Origin of the sequence: Paraconexibacter sp. AEG42_29 (assembly GCF_040581415.1) — a bacterium.
GTDB lineage: Bacteria > Actinomycetota > Thermoleophilia > Solirubrobacterales > Solirubrobacteraceae > Paraconexibacter.
On sequence record NZ_CP114014.1, the window covers coordinates 2,268,081 to 2,288,294 of the forward strand.

At 73.0% G+C, this 20,214-nt stretch carries 18 protein-coding genes; 16 read left to right on the plus strand and 2 right to left on the minus strand.

Features of this window, described 5'->3' with window-relative positions:
- Nucleotides 1-467 precede the first annotated feature (467 nt).
- The 6 genes from DSM112329_RS10950 to aroA all read left to right on the plus strand — a co-directional run bounded on the left by DSM112329_RS10950 (nt 468) and on the right by aroA (nt 6,283).
- Complete coding sequence (locus DSM112329_RS10950) at nt 468-1,034, plus strand: hypothetical protein (RefSeq protein WP_354701852.1); 567 nt, start codon at nt 468-470, stop codon at nt 1,032-1,034.
- A 74-nt stretch (nt 1,035-1,108) separates the two neighbouring features.
- The gene (gene aroH, locus DSM112329_RS10955) at nt 1,109-1,474 is read left to right on the plus strand and encodes a chorismate mutase (protein ID WP_354701853.1); all 366 of its coding nucleotides are present in this window, start codon (nt 1,109-1,111) and stop codon (nt 1,472-1,474) included.
- Nucleotides 1,475-1,486: 12 nt separating this feature from the next.
- A complete protein-coding gene (locus DSM112329_RS10960) occupies nt 1,487-2,575 on the plus strand; it encodes an aminotransferase class I/II-fold pyridoxal phosphate-dependent enzyme (RefSeq protein ID WP_354701854.1) in 1,089 nt (362 codons plus the stop codon).
- Nucleotides 2,576-2,855: 280 nt separating this feature from the next.
- Nucleotides 2,856-3,710 (plus strand): 3-deoxy-7-phosphoheptulonate synthase, encoded by an 855-nt coding sequence (aroF, locus tag DSM112329_RS10965; protein ID WP_354701855.1) that lies wholly within the window; start codon nt 2,856-2,858, stop codon nt 3,708-3,710.
- 216 nt (nt 3,711-3,926) lie between these two features.
- Entirely contained in the window at nt 3,927-4,973 is a 1,047-nt protein-coding gene (locus DSM112329_RS10970; protein WP_354701856.1) for a prephenate dehydrogenase/arogenate dehydrogenase family protein, read from the plus strand.
- Nucleotides 4,970-6,283 (plus strand): 3-phosphoshikimate 1-carboxyvinyltransferase, encoded by a 1,314-nt coding sequence (aroA, locus tag DSM112329_RS10975; RefSeq protein ID WP_354701857.1) that lies wholly within the window; start codon nt 4,970-4,972, stop codon nt 6,281-6,283. Before DSM112329_RS10970 ends, aroA begins: the two co-directional genes overlap by 4 nt.
- 672 nt (nt 6,284-6,955) lie before the next feature.
- On the opposite strand, the gene DSM112329_RS10980 is transcribed toward aroA, so the two are convergent.
- Nucleotides 6,956-8,224 (minus strand): MFS transporter, encoded by a 1,269-nt coding sequence (locus DSM112329_RS10980; RefSeq protein WP_354701858.1) that lies wholly within the window; start codon nt 8,222-8,224, stop codon nt 6,956-6,958.
- A gap of 72 nt (nt 8,225-8,296) precedes the next feature.
- Here DSM112329_RS10980 and cmk point away from each other — a divergent pair, with 72 nt between their 5' ends.
- The 5 genes from cmk to metK all read left to right on the plus strand — a co-directional run bounded on the left by cmk (nt 8,297) and on the right by metK (nt 14,331).
- Complete coding sequence (cmk, locus tag DSM112329_RS10985) at nt 8,297-8,884, plus strand: (d)CMP kinase (protein WP_354701859.1); 588 nt, start codon at nt 8,297-8,299, stop codon at nt 8,882-8,884.
- On the plus strand, nt 8,881-10,428 hold the full coding sequence (der, locus tag DSM112329_RS10990; protein ID WP_354701860.1) for a ribosome biogenesis GTPase Der: 1,548 nt from the start codon (nt 8,881-8,883) through the stop codon (nt 10,426-10,428). Before cmk ends, der begins: the two co-directional genes overlap by 4 nt.
- Nucleotides 10,421-11,515, plus strand: coding sequence for a ferredoxin reductase (locus tag DSM112329_RS10995; protein ID WP_354701861.1), 1,095 nt, complete (start codon nt 10,421-10,423; stop codon nt 11,513-11,515). Before der ends, DSM112329_RS10995 begins: the two co-directional genes overlap by 8 nt.
- Nucleotides 11,516-11,683: 168 nt before the next feature.
- Nucleotides 11,684-13,117, plus strand: coding sequence for a hypothetical protein (locus DSM112329_RS11000; protein WP_354701862.1), 1,434 nt, complete (start codon nt 11,684-11,686; stop codon nt 13,115-13,117).
- Complete coding sequence (gene metK / locus DSM112329_RS11005) at nt 13,114-14,331, plus strand: methionine adenosyltransferase (RefSeq protein ID WP_354701863.1); 1,218 nt, start codon at nt 13,114-13,116, stop codon at nt 14,329-14,331. Before DSM112329_RS11000 ends, metK begins: the two co-directional genes overlap by 4 nt.
- Before the next feature lie 54 nt (nt 14,332-14,385).
- Here metK and DSM112329_RS11010 read toward each other — a convergent pair whose 3' ends face one another.
- Nucleotides 14,386-14,856, minus strand: coding sequence for a PH domain-containing protein (locus tag DSM112329_RS11010; protein ID WP_354701864.1), 471 nt, complete (start codon nt 14,854-14,856; stop codon nt 14,386-14,388).
- A gap of 26 nt (nt 14,857-14,882) precedes the next feature.
- Here DSM112329_RS11010 and priA point away from each other — a divergent pair, with 26 nt between their 5' ends.
- The 5 genes from priA to DSM112329_RS11035 all read left to right on the plus strand — a co-directional run bounded on the left by priA (nt 14,883) and on the right by DSM112329_RS11035 (nt 20,206).
- On the plus strand, nt 14,883-16,982 hold the full coding sequence (gene priA / locus DSM112329_RS11015; RefSeq protein WP_354701865.1) for a primosomal protein N': 2,100 nt from the start codon (nt 14,883-14,885) through the stop codon (nt 16,980-16,982).
- Nucleotides 16,983-17,131: 149 nt separating this feature from the next.
- The gene (def, locus tag DSM112329_RS11020) at nt 17,132-17,752 is read left to right on the plus strand and encodes a peptide deformylase (protein ID WP_354701866.1); all 621 of its coding nucleotides are present in this window, start codon (nt 17,132-17,134) and stop codon (nt 17,750-17,752) included.
- 3 nt (nt 17,753-17,755) lie between these two features.
- Entirely contained in the window at nt 17,756-18,643 is an 888-nt protein-coding gene (locus tag DSM112329_RS11025) for a methionyl-tRNA formyltransferase (RefSeq protein ID WP_354701867.1), read from the plus strand.
- A complete protein-coding gene (locus tag DSM112329_RS11030; protein WP_354701868.1) occupies nt 18,640-19,929 on the plus strand; it encodes a transcription antitermination factor NusB in 1,290 nt (429 codons plus the stop codon). The genes DSM112329_RS11025 and DSM112329_RS11030 overlap by 4 nt, the downstream gene beginning before the upstream one ends.
- 49 nt (nt 19,930-19,978) lie before the next feature.
- Nucleotides 19,979-20,206 (plus strand): zinc-ribbon domain-containing protein, encoded by a 228-nt coding sequence (locus DSM112329_RS11035; protein WP_354701869.1) that lies wholly within the window; start codon nt 19,979-19,981, stop codon nt 20,204-20,206.
- The last annotated feature ends 8 nt before the right edge of the window (nt 20,207-20,214 follow it).

Here is a 20,214-nt window from a genome sequence, read left to right on the forward strand (position 1 = left end):
ACGAACACCGGTGTCCGTGAATACCTGAACATTTCCTGCACCTTCTTGCGTTGCGCCTCGAGCGGAGGTAGCTTGGAAATCGAGGTAGGTGCACGGAGGGGGCTCCGATGCACAGCTGGTTGGCAGACCGGTCCCTCGCACATCAGGCAAAAGCAACCGGCGTCGTGGGCGACCCGGTGAACAGGGGGCAGAGGATGACTGTCGCTACTCGCGATCAGGCAGATCTCGGCACATCCGTGGAGCAGACCGGCTGGCAGGCCGGACTGGAGACACGTGGTGCCGAAACCAGGCGGTCGGGGGCCGGGCGCGGTGCGCTCGGCGCCACCCGGCTCGCCGAACGGGCACCGATCACGGTGCCACGCGTCGGGCCGGTGGCGGGTCCCGCGGGGGCGGCGCCGCGCGCGCCGATGCCGCCGCGGGACCCCGCGTTCCCGCGTTTCACGGAGCGTCGTTTCGTTCGTGATCCGATGGCGCCGCAGCCGGCGCCCGTCGTCGTCCCGCCGAGGACCCGGCGGCTGAAGCGCGACGAGGAGCGGCGCTACGGCAGCTTTGCCGTGTACCTCACGGTGCTGCTCGCGTCGGCGGTGGCGGGTGTGGTGGTCGCGTGGCTGTTCACCGCCCCGGCGGCGCGGATGTGCAGCGGCGGGGATGCGGTCGGGGCGTGCGTGAAGGACAACGTCTTCGCGCCCGCGCTGACCACGTTCGCCCTGATCCTCGCCATCGGGATGGTGCTCGCGACGCTCGTCGTGGACGTCATCCCCGACGCCCGGCGCAAGCGACGTGCCGGATACCGCCTGAAGCGCGACGCCCGGCCGGCACCGCCGCCGCGGACGGATGCCCCGCCGATGCCGGCCGACCTGCTCGCGGTCGCCGGCTGGAGCCCCGCGCAGGGGTCCGGGGCCGTCGACCGCGCATCGGCCGCCGCAGCGCTCCGGGCGATCAGGGCGATCTGCCCGACGTGCGTGACGGTGGTGACCGCCCGCGCGGGCCTGTGCCTGCAGTGCGGCGGGGCGGTGGTGGCCCGCCAGGGCTGACCCGCGCCGCCACGTCACCCGCGGCTCGGCCGGCGACAGGCAGCAACAGGGACGCGCCGTGCTTGAATGGCGCGGTGCGTCTCTTCGCTCTCCGCGGTGCTTCGTCGGTCGACGTCAACGAGTCGGGCGCCATCCTCGGCGCCACCTCCTGGTTGATGCGCGAGATCATGAAGCGCAACCAGATCGGGCCGGACGACGTCGTGAGCTGCATCTTCACGCTGACGGCCGACCTCGACGCCGAGTTCCCGGCGGTCGCCGCGCGGCAGCTCGGCTTCGACAAGGTGCCGCTGCTCTGCGCGAAGGAGGTCGAGGTCCCGGGGTCGCTGCCGCGCGTCATCCGCGTCCTGATCCACTACTACGCCGACGAGTCCCACGAGGCCAAGCACGTGTACCTCGGCGAGGCCCGGGCCCTGCGCATGGACCTCGAAGCGGCCCAGTAGGACACGATCGCGATGGCCATCGAGTTCTCCAAGCGGGTGGGGCGGACCCCCGCGTATCCCATGTCCGGCGCGCAGGCGCTGCCGGAGGACATCGTCCTGATGGCCTCCAACGAGTCGCCGGAGCCGCCGCTGCCGCAGGTCGTCGCCGCCATCCAGGGCGTCCTGGGGAACGCGAACCGCTATCCGGACCCGACGAACACGAAGCTCCGCAGGGCGCTGTCGGACCGCTACGACGTCCCGGCGAACCGCATCGCCATCGGCGCCGGGTCGTGCGACCTGCTGATGACCGCCGGGGACGTGCTGCTCGAGCCGGGGGCCGAGGTCGTCTACTCGTGGCCCTCGTTCAGCGTCTACCCGTACCTCGAGGCCGCGACGGGCGCCACCGGGATCCGCGTTCCGCTGAACGACGCCCACGAGCACGACCTCGACGCGATGCTGGCGCAGATCACCGTCGCCACGCGCCTGGTGATCGTCTGCAACCCGAACAACCCCACGTCCACGGCGCTTCCGCTCGACGCGATCACGCGGTTCATCGAGGCCGTCCCGCGCCACGTCTGCATCCTGCTCGACGAGGCGTACTGCGAGTTCAACACGCTCGACGACCCGGACTCGTCGGTCGACCTGCTCAAGAAGCACTCGAACCTCGTCCTGCTGCGGACGTTCTCGAAGATCTACGGCCTCTGCGGGCTGCGCGTCGGCTACGCGCTCTGCGGCGACCCGCGCTTCGTGGAGGCCGTCGACCAGGTCCGTCAGCCGTTCTTCTGCTCGATCACCGCGCAGGCCGCCGCGATCGAGGCGCTCAAGCACCAGGACGTGATCGCCGAGCGCGTCGAGCGGACGGTGATCGCCCGGGTCGAGCTCGAGAGCGCGCTGAACGACATGGGCATCGAGCCCGCGGCGTCGCAGGCGAACTTCTGCTGGTTCCCGCTGCCCGAGGACGGGCCGACCGAGCCCGAGGTCGTGAAGGGCCTCGTCGACCGCGGCGTCCTCATCCGCGGAGGGACGGGACAGGGCCGCGAGGGCTTCCTGCGCGTGACCTACGGCACGCCCCGCGACAACGACCGCTTCGTCGCCGCGCTCCGCGAGGTGCTCGGACAGTAGTTGCCGGGTGTGCCAGAATGCGGTCACCGCAATGGCGCATCACGCTCTGACCACGCGCAGTACTCCGTCCGGCCTTCAGGCCGACGCGCGTGTCGCTGGTGCCTCCTTTGCGGGCTTTGCCTGGTATCTGCGATTGAGCTAGGCGCTCGGTCGGCTGCGCGCACGCGCGGCTTCCACCACTCGGACCTCGGGTCGAGCGCCACCCCGGCGGACGTTGGACGTCCGCACGCCGTATCCCCAGTACTTTCCCGGCAGACGACCCGCAAAGGACGCAGCAGACATGAAGCCCCCCGTGATACCGCACGACGTGCCCTACAAGCTGGCGAACGGCGCCCTGCGCGACCGCTCCGTCTTCGAGATCGGCGGCCGTCTGGTCGGCGGCGATCACTTCGCGATGATCGCCGGACCGTGCACCGTCGAGTCGCGCGAGCAGCTCCTGACCAGCGCCGACGCCATGCTCGAAGCGGGCGCGACCATGTTCCGCGGCGGCGCGTACAAGCCGCGCACCAGCCCGTACGCCTTCCATGGGTTGGGCCACGAGGGGCTCCGCCTGCTGGCCGAGGCGAAGGAGCGCACCGGCCTGCCGATCGTCACCGAGCTGATGGACGTGCGGGACGTGGAGGCCGTCGTCGGGGTCGCCGACGTCATCCAGATCGGCGCGCGCAACATGCAGAACTACACGCTGCTGACCGAGATCGGCCGTTCCGGCGTCCCGGCGCTGCTGAAGCGCGGGTTGTCCGCGACGCTCGACGAGCTGCTGAACGCCAGCGAGTACATCCTCGCCGAGGGCAACGAGAAGGTCCTCCTGTGCGAGCGCGGGATCCGCACGTTCGAGACGGCGTACCGGTTCACGCTCGACCTGACGGCGATCCCGGTGCTGAAGGAGCTGACGCACCTGCCGATCATCGTCGACCCCTCGCACGCGGCCGGCCGGCGGGCCCTCGTCGAGCCGCTGTCGCTGGCCGCGGCGGCCGCCGGGGCGGACGGGATCATCGTCGAGGTCCACCCGGACCCCGACAACGCCGTCTGCGACGGACCGCAGCAGCTGCGGACCGACGAGTTCCCTGAGTACCTGCGCAAGGTCGAGCAGGTGGCCCAGATCGCCGGCAAGGTCCTCGGCGGCGTCCCGGTCTAGTGGCCCTCCCGGAAACATTCGCCGGGTTCAGTCGGCGCCGCGCGGCGCTGCGCCGCACCCGCCGATCCGCAAATACGCCCGGTATGAGCTGGATCGGCGGGCGCACCGCAGCATCCACGCTGCATCCGCCACGACCCGGCGAACGTCCCCGTGCAGGCCACTAGGGACCCGCGGGCGGGCAACGGACGAGACGGCGACGGAGCGGAGCGGATCAGCGTGCACGTCGCCGTTCTCGGAGTGGGCCTCATCGGCGGGTCGGTCGCGCTGGCCGCCCGTCGTCAGGACGGCGTCCGCGTCACCGGCTGGGACGCCTCGCCCGACGCGCTCGAGCGGGCGCTGGCGGCCGGCGTCATCGACGACACGGTGCCGGACGTCGCGTCGCTGGCCGGCCAGGGCGTCGACGTCTGCGTGGTCGCCGTCCCGCTCGGCGCGCTGGCGGCGACGGTCGCCGCTGCGTGCGCCGCGACAGCTCAGGAGGAGGCGATCGTCACCGACGTCGGCTCGACCAAGCTCGCGCTGGTGACCGGCGTCCCGGCGGCGACCTACATCGGCGGCCACCCGCTCGCCGGCGCCGAGACGTCCGGCGTGGAGCACGCGCGCGGCGACCTCTTCGACGGCGCCACCTGGTACCTGACGCCGAGCCCCGAGTCGTCCGGCTTCCTGTTCGAGCGGCTGCGCCGGTTCGTCGCCTCGCTCGGGGCGGTCCCGGTCGCCATCGACGCGGGTGCCCATGACCGCCTGATGGCCGCCGTCAGCCACCTGCCGCACGTCCTGGCGAACATCATGGTCCAGCAGGCAGCCGCCGCGCTGGGCGGCGAGACGCTGCCCGCAACGGGTCCGTCGTTCCGGGACGCGACTCGTGTCGCGGGCGCGAACCCCCTGCTGTGGGGTCAGATCTACAGCGCCAACGCGGCAGCGCTGGCCGACCAGATCGACGCCACCATCGCCGCGCTGCAGGACGTCCGCGGCCGGCTGCACGACCTCGAGGCATGGCAGGCCGAGGTCTCGGGCCTGCGCCGCGCGCTCCTGGAGGTCGGCCTCGACGGCGGCCCCCAGCAGGAGCTCCGCGTCTCCGTCCCCAACGTCCCCGGCGTGGTCGCCGACCTCGCGGTCACGCTCGGCCACGCCGGCATCAACATCTCCGACATGTCGCTCGCGCCGTCCCAGGACCGGCAGAGTGGCGTCGTCGGCGTCTGGGTCGCCGCCGCCGACGCGGACCGCGCCCGCCACCTGATCACCGCGAAGGACCTCCCCGTCACATGACTCCCACGACCGTCCGCTTCGATCCCGTCACCCGCCTGAAGGGGACGCTGACGCCACCGGCCGACAAGTCGATCAGCCACCGCGCGGCGCTGCTCGGCGCCATGGCCTCCGAGCCGGTGCGGGTCCACAACTACCTCGACGCGGCGGACACGAACTCGACGCTCGCCGCGATGCAGCAGCTCGGCGCGCTGGTCGACCAGCAGCCCGACCACCTCGTCATCCGGGGGACGGGGCTCCGTGAGGCGGCGCCGCCGGAAGGTCCGATCGACGTCGGCAACGCCGGCACGCTGATGCGGCTGCTGCCCGGCTGGCTCGCCGCGCAGGAGGGCCGCTCCTACGTCCTGGACGGCGACTCGTCGATCCGCGGCCGGCCGGTCGACCGCATCGCCGTCCCGCTGCGCCTGATGGGCGTCGGGATCGAGGCGACCGACGAGCGCTACCCGCCGTTCACCGTCCACGGCGGCAAGCTGAACGGCATCGACTACACGCTGCCGGTCGCGAGCGCGCAGGTGAAGTCGTGCATCCTGCTCGCGGCGCTGACGGCGAGCGGCCGGACGATCGTCCGCGAGCCCGAGCCGTCCCGCGACCACACCGAGCGGATGCTCCTGGCGGCGGGCGTCCCCGTGGTGCGGGCCGACGGTGCGGTCACGGTCGAGAACCAGGACGAGCTCGTCCTCGACGAGCAGATCGTCGTCCCGGCCGACCTGTCGAGCGCGGCGTTCGCCATCGCCGCCGGGCTGCTCGTGCCGAAGTCCCGGCTGCTGCTGCAGAACGTCAACACCAACTGGACGCGCACGGGCTTCGTGCGGATCGCGCAGCGGATGGGTGCGATCATCATCGGCGACCTCGAGGAGCACGGCGCGCCGCTCACCGCGGGCGAGCCGGTGGGCGACCTGGACGTGACGGCCGGTCCCCTGGTGGGGACGACCGTCGAGTCGTGGGAGGTCCCGCTGGCGATCGACGAGCTGCCGCTGGTGGCCCTGCTCGGTTGCTTCGCCGAGGGCGAGACCGTGGTGCGCGGGGCGGCCGAGCTGAAGGTCAAGGAGTCCGACCGGATCCAGACGGTCGTCGACGGGCTGAACGGGCTCGGCGGCCAGCTGGAGGCGACGCCGGACGGGTTCGTCGTCACGGGGACCGGCGGCCTGCGCGGCGGGACGATCCACTCCCACGGCGATCACCGCCTCGCGATGCTGGGCGCGGTCGCGGGCCTGGCGTCGCGCGAGGGGGTCGAGGTGGTCGGGATGGACGCGGCCGACGTCTCCTACCCGGGCTTCGCGGACGACATGGCGCGCCTGCTCCCGGGTTCCTGACGGGCCGCGGTGCAAAGCTGCTTTTGGGCGGGAAGCGCGGTCCTGGTGGTTGCGGGTAGGTGGCGCTGACGCGGGGGCTTGGTGGTCGGGGGTCGGTGGCGCCGACGCCGAGGGCCTGGTGGTCGGGGGGTCGGTGGCGCTGGCGCCGAGGACCTGGTCGGTCGCGATGACTTTGGGAACTGCGGGCGGCAGACAGCGGTGGACGCTGCGTGGCTGCGGGGTCGCGGGTGCGGGGCGTGGGTCCGGCGGCTGGCCGGAAGGGACGAGCAGCGGATCGCACGGGTCCTCGGAGGATTCAGGGGGGTATGCCCCCTGAATCCTCCACGCGTCCGGGGCGGGCCGGGCGATCGTGCGCCCTCGGAGGATTCGGCGGGGCATACCCGCAGAACCCTCCACGCGTCCACGCCTGGCCGGGCTACGGCGGTGCGTCGTCGCTCCCTGGGGCGTCTGACGTCCAATTTTGGTCGCTGCAGCAGCCAAGATTGGACGTCAGACGTGGCAGCGCGTCGGCTGCCACTCCGGCCCGCCCGCGGAGCCACGGCCTCCACCGCTGCGAACCCCGATCGCGCCGTCGTTAGAGGCCGGTTCGCGTTCTACGCCTGCGATCGCCTCCGGCAACGAACACTCGCCTTCTTCGCACCGGAAGGAACGCTGTGCTCCCACTAACGGGTGTTAACGAGCGGGCGTCGCGGCACCGGCCTGCGGCCAGAGCTCCGCGTCCCGGCGCAGGTCGGCCACGCAGACGTACAGCCCCAGGGTTCCCACGCAGCCCAGGACCCCCGCGCCGATCAGCGTCGCGTCCCGGCCGACGAGTGCGGCGATCGGGGCGGTGAGCGCGAACGACAGCGGCGTCAGGCCGATCGACACGAGCCAGTCCAGCGAGCCGACCCGGCCCAGCATGGTCGGCGGCACGCGGGTCTGCATCAGCGTGGCCCAGACGACCATCCCGGTGCTGGCCGACGCGCCGAACAGCGCCGCGAGGATCGCCAGCTGCCAGACGGAGCCGGCGATCGCATAGCCCGCGATCGGCAGCAGCCCGAGGCCCCACGCGAGGTACATCAGCCGCAGGTGCTTGACCGGCAGCCCGCGACGGGACATCAGCAGCGCCCCCGCGATCCCGCCCGCTCCGCCGGCCGCCAGCACGGCACCGAACGCGCTCGCCGGCGCGTCGAGGTCGTTGCGGATCAGGTACGGCAGCAGGACCTCGACCGGCCCGTAGAAGCAGAGCAGCGACAGCGACGCGGCGATCAGCGTGCCCCACAGCCACGCGTGCTGGCGGACGAACGCCCAGCCTTCGCGGACCTCGCGGAAGACGGCGCCGAGCCCTTGGTCCACCGTCTCCCGGACCCGCGGCTGCGGCGTGATCGCCAGCACGCACGCCATGCAGAGCACGAACGTCCCGCCGTCGATCAGCAGCGCGGTCCCCGGGCCGAACAGGCCGACGAGCACACCGCCGACGGCGGGCCCGGCGAGACGGATCGACAGGGGCCGCGCGACCTCCTGGAACGCGTTGGCCTGCATTAGGTCCTCCGCCGGGACGAGCTGCGGGATCATCGCGCCGAAGGCCGGGTTGAAGAAACCCTCCGCACCGCCGAAGAACACGGCCAGCGTGATCAGGTGCCACAGCTCGATCGTGCCCGTGACCGCGAGCACGCCGAGCGTGACGACGCAGACGAGCCGGACGGCGTCCGCCACGATCATGATCCGGCGCCGGTCGAAGCGGTCCGCAGCCACGCCACCGAGCAGGAGGCAGACGACGGTGCCGAGCGTCCACGCGACGCCGAACGCGCTCAGGGCACTCGGCGAGTCCGACAGGTCGTAGACCTGCCAGGCGACCGCGACCAGGAAGATCCCGTCGCCGATCAGGCTCGCCGTCAGCCCGGTCCAGAGCAGGGCGAAGTCGCGATGCCGCAGCGGGCGCAGGAGGGCCGGGGGCGACACCGTGCCATTATCACTGTCCATGGGTGCGCGCTGAGATTCGCGCCGCCTGCGATCAGATTTGGACTAGAGCAGATGCTTGTTGCCCTCGATGGACCCGCCGGGGCCGGGAAGTCGACCGTCGCCCGCGCGGTCGCCGACGCCCTCGGCTTCACCTACCTGGACACCGGTGCCATGTACCGCTGCGTCGGCCTGCGCGCGACCGCGAACGCCGACGCGGCCCTCGACGCGGCCGCCCTCGAGATCGTGTTCGACGGCGAGCGTGTCCTGCTCGACGGCGAGGACGTCACGGCGGCCATCCGCACCCCGGAGGCCGGCCTGGCCGCCTCCCGCGTCGCGACGGACCCGGCGATCCGCAGCACGCTCGTCGCCCTGCAGCAGAAGACGATGGCCGCCGGCGACTGGGTGGCGGAGGGCCGGGACATCGGCACCGTCGTCGCCCCCGACGCCGAGCTGAAGGTCTGGCTCACGGCCGACCCCGAGGAGCGCGCCCGCCGCCGGGAGATCCCCGTCGCCGAGCTGATGGAGCGCGACGAGCGCGACGCCGCCCGCGAGACGAGCCCGATGAAGCCGGCCGACGACGCGATCGAGGTCGACACCACCGGGCTGACGCTCGACGAGGTCATCGCCCGCATCACCACGCTGGTGGAGGAGGTCCGATGAAGGTCGCCGTGGTCGGATACCCCAACGTCGGCAAGTCCTCGCTGGTCAACCGCCTCACGCAGACGCGCGAGGCCGTCGTCCACGAGCGCGCGGGCATCACCCGCGACCGCAAGGAGGTCGCCTGCGAGTGGAACGGCCGGCGGTTCACGCTGATCGACACCGGCGGCATGGACTTCCAGGACGAGGACCCGATCAGCGGCTCGATCCGCGAGCAGGCCCGCGCCGCGATCGCCGACGCGCAGGTCGCGATGCTCGTGGTCGACGGCCGCGCCGGCGTGCGGCCGGGCGACGAGGAGATGGCCGACCTGCTGCGCCGCTCGCGCCTGCCGATCGTCCTCGCCGTCAACAAGATCGACTCCGCCCAGGACATCGCGAACACCGCCGAGTTCTACGGGCTCGGGATGGGGGACCCCGTCGCGGTCAGCGCGGCCCAGGGCCTCGGCACCGGCGACCTGCTCGACCGCCTCACCGAGCTGCTGCCCGACGACGACGACGCGCCGGACGAGGACATCGTCCGGCTCGCGCTGATCGGCCGGCCGAACGTCGGCAAGTCGACCCTGATCAACCAGTGGCTCGGGTCCGAGCGCGTGATCGTCTCCGACATCGCCGGCACGACGCGCGACTCGATCGACCTGCCGCTCGAGTTCGACGGGCGCAAGCTGGTTGTCGTCGACACCGCCGGCATGCGCCGTCAGGCGAAGGTCCAGGAGTCCGTCGAGTACTTCACGACGCTGCGCTCCCAGCGAGCGGTGGAGCGGGCGGACGTCGCGCTGGTGATCTGCAGCGCGGAGGACGGCATCACCGCGCAGGACATGCGCATCGCCGAGCTCGCGATGCAGGAGGGCTGCGCGACCGCCCTCGTCCTGAACAAGTGGGACGAGTTCGGGATGAGCGAGGACGACCTCATCCACGAGCGCGCGAAGGCCAACCGCAAGCTGCGCCTCCGGCCCAAGGTCCTGACCGCGAGCGCGCTGACCGGTCGCAACGTCGCCCGCGTGCTGCAGGAGGCGATCGTCCTCGGCGACCGCATGACCGGCCGCATCCCCACACCGGAGCTGAACCGGTTCCTCGCCGAGACGACGCAGACCCGGCAGCCGCCGGCCAAGCAGGGCCACCGCCTGAAGCTGATCTACATCGCGCAGATCGGCGAGCGCCCGCCGCGCTTCGCGATCCAGGTCAACACCCGCAGCCGCGTCACCCGCGACTACGCGTACTTCGTCGAGAACCGGCTGCGGGCCCGCTACGGGCTGGACGGCGTCCCGGTCATCATCGACTTCAACGAGCGCGGCTCGGGCCGCCGCGCGCCCGGCGGCGACCACCGCGCCGACCGCCTGAAGGCCGTTCAGGAGGACGTCTTCGAGGAGCTGGCCGACGTCGGCTTCGACGTCGAGCTCGGGGATGTCGAGGACGACCCGCAGGCGCGCGAGGTCGAGGTCTACGAGTACACGGACGCCGGCGACGACGAGGACTTCGCCGACGACGACGAGGACTTCGACCACGACGACGAGGACGAGGACGGACCGGAGCCCGCGCCCGGTGGCTGAGTCGGGGCTGCGACCGGTCGTCCCGCGCTGGCAGCGCGCGCTGCTGCGCGGCGTCGCGCCGCTCACGTCGCCGCGGACGCCGGACGACTACGTCCAGATGCTCAACCCGCGCTGGTCCAGCCGCGAACTGCGCGGCACGGTCGAGCGCGTGGACGCGGAGACCGCTGATGCGACCACGCTGACGATCCGGCCGTGCCGACCGTGGCCCGGCCACCAGGCAGGTCAGTACCTGCGGATCGGCGTCGACATCGACGGCGTCCGGCACTGGCGGGCGTACTCGCTTAGCTCCGACGCCGGCCGGACCGACGGCCTCCTGCAGATCACCGTCAAGCGGGTCGCCGGGGGCGCTGTCTCGCCGTACCTGACGAGCGTCGTGCGGCCGGGGACGATCGTGACGCTCGGCGGGGTGGAGGGGACGTTCACGCTCCCGGACCCGGCCGCCGGCCCGCTGCTGCTGCTCACCGCGGGCAGCGGGGTCACGCCCGTCATGGCGATCCTGCGCGGGCTCGACGCGCGCGGCGCACTCGACGACGTCGTCCACGTGCACTCCGCCCCGACCGCCGAGACCACGATCTTCGCGGCCGCGCTGACCGCCTTCGACGCGCGGCACCCCGGGCTGACGCTGCACGTCCGCCACACCCGCGCCGACGGCCGCCTGGCCCCGGACGGGCTCGACACGCTCGTGCCCGACTGGCGCACAAGGCAGACGCTCGCCTGCGGGCCGGCGAGCATGCTTGCCGCCCTGAGCGCGCACTGGGACGCCGCGGGACTGCGCTCACGGCTGCGGCTCGAGCACTTCGCGCCGCACCTCGAGCCCGGGGTCGGCGGCACCGGCGGCACGGTCACCCTCACGCGCAGCGGGGTCACGGCCTTCGCCGAGGGTGGGCAGCCGTTGCTAGCGGCCGCGGAGGACGCCGGCGTCGCCGCGCCGTTCGGCTGCCGCATGGGCATCTGCCAGACGTGCGTCCGCCGCCTGGTCTCCGGCCGCGTGCGCGACCTGCGCACCGGTGAGGTCCACGGCGAGCCCGGTCGGTTCATCCGGACCTGCGTCAACGCGGCCGAGGGCCCCGTCGAGCTCGAGCTGTAGCCGCGCGTGTCGCCGTCCCAGCCACCGGAACCCGACGCCGACGCCGGCGGTGCGGCCGACGCCGCGTCATCAGGACATTCGCCACCGCCCGGGGGCCGGAACCCGGGGTCAGCGGATTCCGAGGGGGCAGGGCGTCCGCGCATCGCGGTCCTCGCAGCGCTGCTGGCCGTGCTCGTGGTGCTTGTCGTCGGCCTCGCTCTGCTCGTGAGCGGGGGCGACGACCGCGACGGCGGACCACCCGCCGCGCTCGCCACGCGGCTGGTCCCCGCCGACGCGCTCGTCTACGTGCACCTGTCGACCGACACGGGGCGCCGCGGGACCGCGGCCGCCGAGCGGCTGGCGCAGGCCTTCCCGGGCTACGACGCGCTCCGCAAGAGCCTCGTGAAGCGCCTGTCGGCGCCTGGCTGCCCGGTCGCCGCCGACGCGCTCAAGAACGGCCGCGAGGCCGCGCTCGCGCTGATCGACACCGGGAGCGAGGCCGCCGGATCGCTCGTCTACGTCGACACCGGCAACACCGACAAGCTTCCCGAGCGGACCTGCGGCGCGGTTCAGACGGGCAAGTTCGGCCGCTTCCTCGTCATCGGGCAGCCGCAGACGATCGTGCTCGCGCGGCAGCTCGCTGCCGGCAAGGGCCGGTCGCTGGCCGACGTCGCGGCGTACCGCCGCGGGCTGGACGGCCTGCCCGCGGGCCGGGTCGCCGACGCATGGGCCACGGCCGACGGCGTCGACCGGTTGCTGGCGCCGCAGGGCGGCATCCTCGGCGTGGCCGGCTCGCTGCTGCGGCGCCCCGGCGGTGCGGCGACGATCGCCGCGGTCGTCCCGGCCGAGCAGGGCGCGCGGGTGATCGTCCGCACCCTGTCGCGCACGCCGGCGACGACGAGCAGCTCGAGCTTCCGGCCGTTCACCCCGACCATCCAGGGCGAGCTGCCGGACAGCGCGATGGGCTTCCTGGCCGTCGAGGGCATCAGCGGGGCGGCAGCGCAGCTGCTCGGCCTCGCCGGCCTGCGGACCCCGGGGCTCGGTGCGCTGCTGGCCCGGGCCGGGAAGGACCTGCAGCCGCTGGCCCGGCTGTTCGACGGCGAGGTCGGCGTCACCGTGACCCGGGCCACGCCGACCGCGATCCTGACGCTCGTCACCCGCACCCCCGACCCGGCGGCGGCCCGCCGCACGCTCGCGTCGCTGCGGCCGAAGATCGCGCGGCTGCTCGCACGCAGCCCGGACAACATCCCGGTCTGGAAGGCCGTCGGCAGCACGTACCGCCTGCGGCCGTCGTCCGGCCTCGAGCTCGACTACGACATCGTGGGCGACCTGATCGTGGTGTCCACGCGCCAGGCCGGGATCGACGGCGTCCGCACGCGCCAGGGCAGGCTGCCGGACACCGCGGGCTGGCGCGCCGCGGTGGGAAAGGCCTCAAATCCAGTCAGCTCGCTAGGCTTTCTCGACTTCAACCAGCTCCTGCGGCTGGGCGAGCAGACGGGTCTCGACGAGAACCGGGCGTATCTGGCGGCGAAGGCCGACCTCCAGAGGCTCAGGTCCGTCGGAGTCCGCTCGTCCACCGAGGGAGACGAATCCACCGTGGAGCTCTTCCTCTCCTTCCCATGAGCCAGTTCGCCGATAACGAGTACCTGTTCACCTCCGAGTCTGTGACCGAAGGTCACCCGGACAAGATCGCCGACCAGATCAGCGACACGATCCTGGACGCGATCCTCGCCGAGGAGCCGTACGCCCGCGTGGCGTGCGAGACGCTGGTCAACACCGGCCTCGTCGTCGTGTCCGGCGAGATCACCACCGACGCGTGGATCGACATCCCGCAGCTGGTGCGCGACACGGTCTGCGAGATCGGCTACGACAAGGGCGAGTACGGCTTCGACGGCAAGGCCGTCGCCGTCATCACCACGATCGACAAGCAGTCGCCGGACATCGCCCAGGGTGTCGACAAGGCGCAGGAGAACCGCGAGCACGGCGGCAGCGACGAGCTCGACATCGCCGGCGCGGGCGACCAGGGGATGATGTTCGGCTACGCGTCGAACGAGACCCCGACGCTGATGCCCCTGCCGATCTCCCTGGCGCACCGCCTGGCCGAGCAGCTGTCCGCGGTCCGCAAGGACGACACGCTGCCCTACCTGCGTCCGGACGGCAAGACGCAGGTCACGGTCCGCTACGTCGACGGCAAGCCCGTCGAGGTCGTCAAGATCCTGATCTCCACGCAGCACAGCGAGGACACCACGCAGGCGACGATCCGCGAGGACCTCTGGAACCACGTCGTCACCAAGGTCATCCCGGCCGAGCTGTACGACGAGTCCAAGCTGAAGACGAACGTCAACTTCCTGGTCAACCCGACCGGCATCTTCGTCATCGGCGGCCCCGTCGGCGACTGTGGCCTCACCGGCCGCAAGATCATCGTCGACACCTACGGCGGCATGGCCCGCCACGGTGGCGGCGCCTTCTCCGGCAAGGACCCGTCGAAGGTCGACCGCTCGGCCGCCTACGCCGCCCGCTGGGTCGCGAAGAACCTCGTCGCCGCCGGCCTGGCCGACCGCTGCGAGGTCCAGGTCGCGTACGCGATCGGCGTCGCGCACCCCGTCTCCGTGATGGTCGAGACGTTCGGGACCGAGAAGGTGTCCCGCGCGAAGATCGCCGAGCTCGTCGACACGCACTTCGACCTGCGTCCCGGCTCGTTCCGCGAGGAGCTCAAGCTCCACCGTCCGATCTACAAGAAGACCGCTGCCTACGGCCACTTCGGCCGCGAGGACGACGACTTCGAGTGGGAGAAGACGACGAAGGCCGACGCGCTGCGCGAGGCCGCGGGCCTCTAGCCCCGCCGCAGGTCCCCGGAGGATCTGGCGGGTCAGCCCCGCCGGGTCCTCCGCTCAGGCCGCCGGGCCGACCTCGGCCGCGCGCTGGGCCCGGTCCACCGCCGTGACGACCTCGTCCGGGTTGGCCACGCCCGCGAAGGTGAAGTCCGAGTCGTCGGTCCCGGCGGTGTCGAAGTCGACGGTCCCGATCTGCAGGACCCGCTCGAAGAACGACTGCTCGGTGTTGACGTTCTGCACGCGCTCGAGCTTCGTCTGCTGCACGGAGCGCGACAGCAGCCCGCGCCGGATGTGCAGGCGCTCGGAGGTGATCGTGTAGCTCGTCCCGATCCGCTTCAGGAACCCGACGGCGACCACGACGGCGAAGATCACGATGAATGCGACGACCGCCGTCCCCGTCGCGTCCGCCAGCTTCACGATCAGCGCGACGACGGCCGCGGCGACGAGCCCGACGACGTAGAACCCCAGGATCGATCGCCAGGACGGGCGGCCCTCGAAGATGATGGTCTCGCCGGGGTGTAGGTCCATGCCGCGGGACAATATCCTCGTCCGGAGTGTCCCGTGTGGTGCAGGTCGAGCCGATCACGACGGCTCGCGCGCTGCGCGGACCGTTCGACTACGTCGCCCCCGAGGGTGCCGCGGTCGGCATGCGGCTGGTCGTCCCGTTCGGCCACCGGGACGTGCCTGCGGTCGTGACGGCGATCGCCGAGGACAGCGAGCACGAGCTGGCCGACGTCCGCCGGGTGGTGGAGCCGGCGCTCCCGCCGGAGCTCGTCGAGCTGGCCTTCTGGATCGCCGACGAGTACTGCTCGACGCCGGCGCGCGGGCTGTCGCTGATGCTCCCGCCCACGGGGGTCCGCGCGAAGACCGCGCTGTGGGCGGCTGCAGTCGCCCCCGCCCCCGCCGCCGAAGCCGACCCGGCTGCCGCCGCCGAGGGCGAGGTGCGTCTCAACGACGCCCAGCGCGCGCTGCTCGCGAGCCTGCCGCGCTTCACCGGCCCGGACACCGCCGCGCTGCGGCGCCTCGAGGGCCGCGGCCTCGTCGCGATCGAGTCCCGGGTCGTCCGCCGCGCGCCGCTGAACGTGGAGGTCGGCGCCGTCCGCGAGCGTCCCGAGGCGACGGCCGAGCAGCAGGCCGCGATCGACCGGATCGTCGCCGCCGCCCCCGGGGAGCGGCTGCTGCTGCACGGCGTGACGGGCTCGGGCAAGACCGAGGTCTACCTGCGTGCCGCCGAGCGCGCGCTGGCCGCCGGCCGGACGGTGCTCGTCCTCGTCCCCGAGATCGGGCTCACGCCGCAGATCGTCGCCCGCTTCGCGGCGCGGTTCGGCGACATGGTCGCGGTGCTGCACTCGCAGCTCGGCGCCGGCGAGCGGTTCGACGAGTGGATGCGCCTGCACCGTGGCGAGGCGCGCGTCTGCGTGGGCCCCCGCAGCGCGGTGTTCGCGCCGCTGCGCGACCTCGGCCTGGTCATCGTCGACGAGGAGCACGACAGCTCCTACAAGCACGAGGGGGACCCGCGCTACGACGCGCGTGGCGTCGCCGAACGCCGCGCGGCGACGAACGGCGCGGTCCTGCTCGTCGGCAGCGCGACCCCGCGGCCCGAGTCGATCCACGCGATCCCGCGCCTGCGGATGCCCTCCCGGGTCGACGGGCAGCCGCTGCCGCCGGTGCGCGTCGTGGACATGCGCGCCGCGTCCCACGCGCTGCACCCGTCCACGCACGACGCGCTGATGGCGGCGCGCAAGGCGATCGTGCTGCTGAACCGGCGGGGCTGGTCGAACTTCCTCACCTGCCAGACGTGCGGCCGGGCCTGGGAGTGCCCACAGTGCGACGTCACGCTCGTCCTGCACCGCGACCAGCACGGCATGGCCTGCCACCACTGCGGCCACCGCGAGCGGATCCCGCGCGCCTGCCCGGACTGCGGCGGCATCTCGATCGCGCGGCACGGGCTTGGGACCGAGCGGCTGGCGGACGACCTCGCGGCCACCGGCGCGCAGGTCTTCCGCCTCGACGCCGACGTGGGCCGCGGGGCCGCGGTCCTCGCCGCGTTCGGGGCGGCCGAGCGCGGGATCCTCGTCGGGACCCAGATGGTTGCCAAGGGGCACGACTTCCCGGACGTCGACCTCGGCGTGGTCGTCGACGCCGACAGCACCCTGCGGTTCCCGGACTTCCGCAGCGAGGAGCGGACGTTCGCGCTCGTCACCCAGCTCGCCGGTCGGGCCGGGCGGGGAACTGGACCCACCCGCCCGCAGGTGCTGGTCCAGACGATGGACCCCGAGGCCGAGGCGATCCGCTTCGCCGCGCGTCACGACAGCGACGCCTTCCTGCGCGCCGAACTGGTCCGCCGCCGCGCGCTGCGCTACCCGCCGTTCGCGACGCTGATCCGCGTGGTCTGCGGCGCCGAGGCGCCGGGCGCGGCGATGGCGACGGCGCTCACCATCGTCAAGGCGCTGCGGGCGGGCGACGAGCCCGGCGTCCAGGTCCTCGGCCCCGCCGCGCTCTTCCGCCTGCGCGGCCGCGAGCGCGGCCAGGTGGTCGTCAAGGCGGACGAGCGGGGGCCGGCGATCGCCCTCGTCCGGGGGGTGGTGGAGGCGATCTCAGGCGACAAGGCGCACAAGGGCGTCACGCTCAGCGTGGACGTGGACCCGCAGTAGCGACGGCCCGACGGCGCGACGCCCGACGGGCCGGTCGGTGGCAGCGGCGACCGACCCCGATGCGTCTGACGTCCAATCCTGGCTGCCCTGACGACCAAAACCGGACGTCAGACCGTCGGGCGGGGCGCTCGGTACCCTTGGAGATCGCAATGGCAGATCAGGAACTCCAGGAGCTCGACCCCGCCGACACCGTCGCCGACGCGGACATCGAGGTCAGCCCCGCGCCGAAGCTCGACCCCGAGACCATCGCCCGCCGCCGCGAGGCGCTGCGGCGCGTGCGCAAGTGGGGCGATCCCGTCCTGAAGACGCGCGCCCTGGAGGTCTCCCGCTTCGACGACGCGCTCCGCACGCAGACGGCGACCATGGGCGCCCTGATGGACGACGCGCTCGGCGTCGGCCTCGCCGCGACCCAGGTCGGGCTGCTCCAGCGCCTGTTCGTCTACCGCGTCATGAGCGGCGCGCCCCTGAACGTCCTCGTCAACCCGGTGATCGACTGGTCCTCGAAGGACGAGGAGTGGCTCGAGGAGGGCTGCCTGTCGCTGCCCGCGGTGCACGTCGACGTCGAGCGTCCGGTCCACATCCGCGTCAGCGCCCAGGACGAATGGGGCGAGCACATCTCGATCGAGGCGAGCGGCCTCGAGGCGCGCATCATCCAGCACGAGCTCGACCACCTCGACGGCACGCTGATCCTGGACCGCACCCCGCGCAGCCAGCGCAAGGACGCGATGCGCGCCATGCGCGAAGCGCTCGCGGCCGACGAGCACCCGTAGCCCGTGCGGACCGTCTACCTCGGGACGTCGTCCTTCGCGGCGGCGATCCTCGAGCACCTGGCCGCGGGCGACCACCATCCGCAGCTCGTCGTCACCCGTCCCGACCGCCCGGCCGGCCGCGGGCGCAAGCTGACAGCGCCGCCGGTGGCGGATGCCGCGAAGGCCCTGCAGATCGACACCTTCCAGCCGGACGACGTCAACGCCCCCGAGGCCCGCGAGCGCATCGCCGCGGCGACCCCCGACGTGCTGATCGTCTGCGCGTTCGGGGCGCTGGTGAAGCAGGACCTCCTCGACGCGCACGAGATCCTCAACGTCCACCCGTCCCTGCTGCCGCGCTGGCGGGGCGCCGCGCCGATCGAGCGCGCGATCATGGCCGGGGACGACCGGACTGGCGTCTGCATCATGCGCCTCACCGCGGGGCTCGACAGCGGCCCCGTCGCCCTCACGGAGACGACACCGATCGGCCCGGCCGACACCTTCGGGACGCTCGCGGCACGGCTGGAGCAGATCAGCGGGCCGCTGCTCACGCGCGCCCTCGACGAACGCCCGGACTATGCCGAGCAGGTCGAGGATGGCTTGACCTACGCCGAGAAGATCGTCGCGGCCGACCGCACCCTGGACCCGGACGCCGGTGCACCCGCCATGGACCGCACCGTCCGCGCACTCACCCCGCACATCGGCGCCCGCATCGACCTCGGCGAGGACCGCGGCTTCCTCGGGGTCCTCGAGGCCCACCCGGTCACGGCCGGCGAGGGCGGCGCCCACGGAAGCGTCGTCCCCCAGGGCGACCGCCTCTTCTACGGCGACCTCGAGCTGCTGCGCGTGCAGCCGCCCGGCGGCCGGCCGATGGACGCGGCCGACTACGTGCGCGGCCAGGCGAACTCCCGATGACCCCGCCGCGGCCGTCCGGCCGCCCACGCAAGCCGCCACCGGCCAAGGCCCCCGCGCGGCTGACGCCCCCGGCCGCCCCGCGGACCTCGACCGTCAGCCCCGCCCGCCGCGCCGCCTGGGACGTCGTCCTGCGCACCCTGGCCGACGACGCCTACGCCGACCGCGCCCTGACGACAGCTGCCGAGGGCCTCGAGCCCCGCGACCGCGCCCTGGCCAAGCAGCTCGCGTTCGGCGCGGTGCAGCGCCGCGGCACGCTCGACTGGGTCATCAGCCGGATGGCGCCCGGCAAGCCGCTGGACCCGCCCGTCCGGGCCGCGCTCCACCTCGGGATCTACGAGCAGCTGTTCCTGACCACCGCCGACCACGCGTCCGTCGACCAGGCCGTCGAGCTCGCCAAGCCCAACTACGGTTACACGCTCGTCAACGCCGTCCTGCGCCGCCTGCAGCGCGAGCCGATCGAGCTGCCGCCGGACGACACGATCGCCGGCGCGGCCGTCCACCACTCCCACCCGCAGTGGCTCGTCGCCCTGTGGTGGAAGCAGCTGGGGGCCGAGACCACCCGCGCCCTGCTGAAGTCCGGCAACGAGCCCGCTGAGCTCGCGCTGCGGATCAACACGCTGGCGGCGGGCACGTACGACGAGGCCGACCTGCCGCCGGGCCGCCGCGAGGACGACGCGCTCGTCGTCGACGGGCCGTTCGACGTCGCCGGCTCGTCGCTCTTCCGCGCCGGGGTGATCACGCCGCAGTCCCGTGCCGCCCAGCGGGTGTCCGCCTACCTGGCGCCCCAGCCGGGCGAGCGCGTCCTGGACCTCTGCGCCGCGCCCGGGGGCAAGAGCACGCACCTCGCGGCGCTGATGGGGGACACCGGCACCGTCGTCGCCGTCGAGCGCCACCCCGGCCGGGCCCGTGCCCTGGGCGCCGCCTGCGCCCGGATGCACGCCACCTGCGTGGAGGTCGTCACCGGGGACGCCAAGCACTACGCGACCGACGAGCTGTTCGACCGGGTGCTCGTCGACCCGCCGTGCTCGGGACTGGGGACCCTGCGGACCCACCCCGACCTGCGCTGGCGGATGACGCCGGAGGCGATCGACGGCCTGGTCGTCGTGCAGGACGCGATCCTCGCCGCCGCGCAGGCCGCGCTGAAGCCGGGTGGCACGCTCGTCTACTCGACCTGCACGATCAGCGCCGCTGAAGACCGGCTCCAGTCCGAGGACCGCTTCCAGACGCTGCCGCACGTCGACGGCACCGACGGCTTCTCGGTCGCGCGGGTCAGCAGCAGCACCTGAGCCGCCGCGGCGGGCCGGGACGCCCGGCCCCTCACCTAGACTCCGCTGCGTGGAATCGTCCTCCGTCAACCTCGGGCCGTCCTGCCCGTCGTGCAAGGAGCCGTGGCTGCGTCCGTCGACCCTGCCCGGGCGCTACCGCTGCGTGTACTGCCTCCACCGCTTCGAGCTCCGCTCCGTCTGTCCCGACTGCGGCGAGCACGGCACCATCGTGCGGATGTCCTCGACCGCGATGACGACGTGCAACCACTGCGGCGGCTCGATGCTCACCGAAGTCTGACCGTCCTC

Bases quoted from the DNA above. Each gene is read 5' to 3' on its own strand.
- DSM112329_RS11030 (WP_354701868.1), top strand. From the start codon at position 18,640: ATGACCCCGCCGCGGCCGTCCGGCCGCCCACGCAAGCCGCCACCGGCC.
- DSM112329_RS10950 (WP_354701852.1), top strand. From the start codon at position 468: ATGGCGCCGCAGCCGGCGCCCGTCGTCGTCCCGCCGAGGACCCGGCGG.
- metK (WP_354701863.1), top strand. From the start codon at position 13,114: ATGAGCCAGTTCGCCGATAACGAGTACCTGTTCACCTCCGAGTCTGTG.
- DSM112329_RS10960 (WP_354701854.1), top strand. From the start codon at position 1,487: ATGGCCATCGAGTTCTCCAAGCGGGTGGGGCGGACCCCCGCGTATCCC.
- der (WP_354701860.1), top strand. From the start codon at position 8,881: ATGAAGGTCGCCGTGGTCGGATACCCCAACGTCGGCAAGTCCTCGCTG.
- aroA (WP_354701857.1), top strand. From the start codon at position 4,970: ATGACTCCCACGACCGTCCGCTTCGATCCCGTCACCCGCCTGAAGGGG.
- cmk (WP_354701859.1), top strand. From the start codon at position 8,297: ATGCTTGTTGCCCTCGATGGACCCGCCGGGGCCGGGAAGTCGACCGTC.
- aroF (WP_354701855.1), top strand. From the start codon at position 2,856: ATGAAGCCCCCCGTGATACCGCACGACGTGCCCTACAAGCTGGCGAAC.
- def (WP_354701866.1), top strand. From the start codon at position 17,132: ATGGCAGATCAGGAACTCCAGGAGCTCGACCCCGCCGACACCGTCGCC.
- DSM112329_RS11010 (WP_354701864.1), bottom strand. From the start codon at position 14,856: ATGGACCTACACCCCGGCGAGACCATCATCTTCGAGGGCCGCCCGTCC.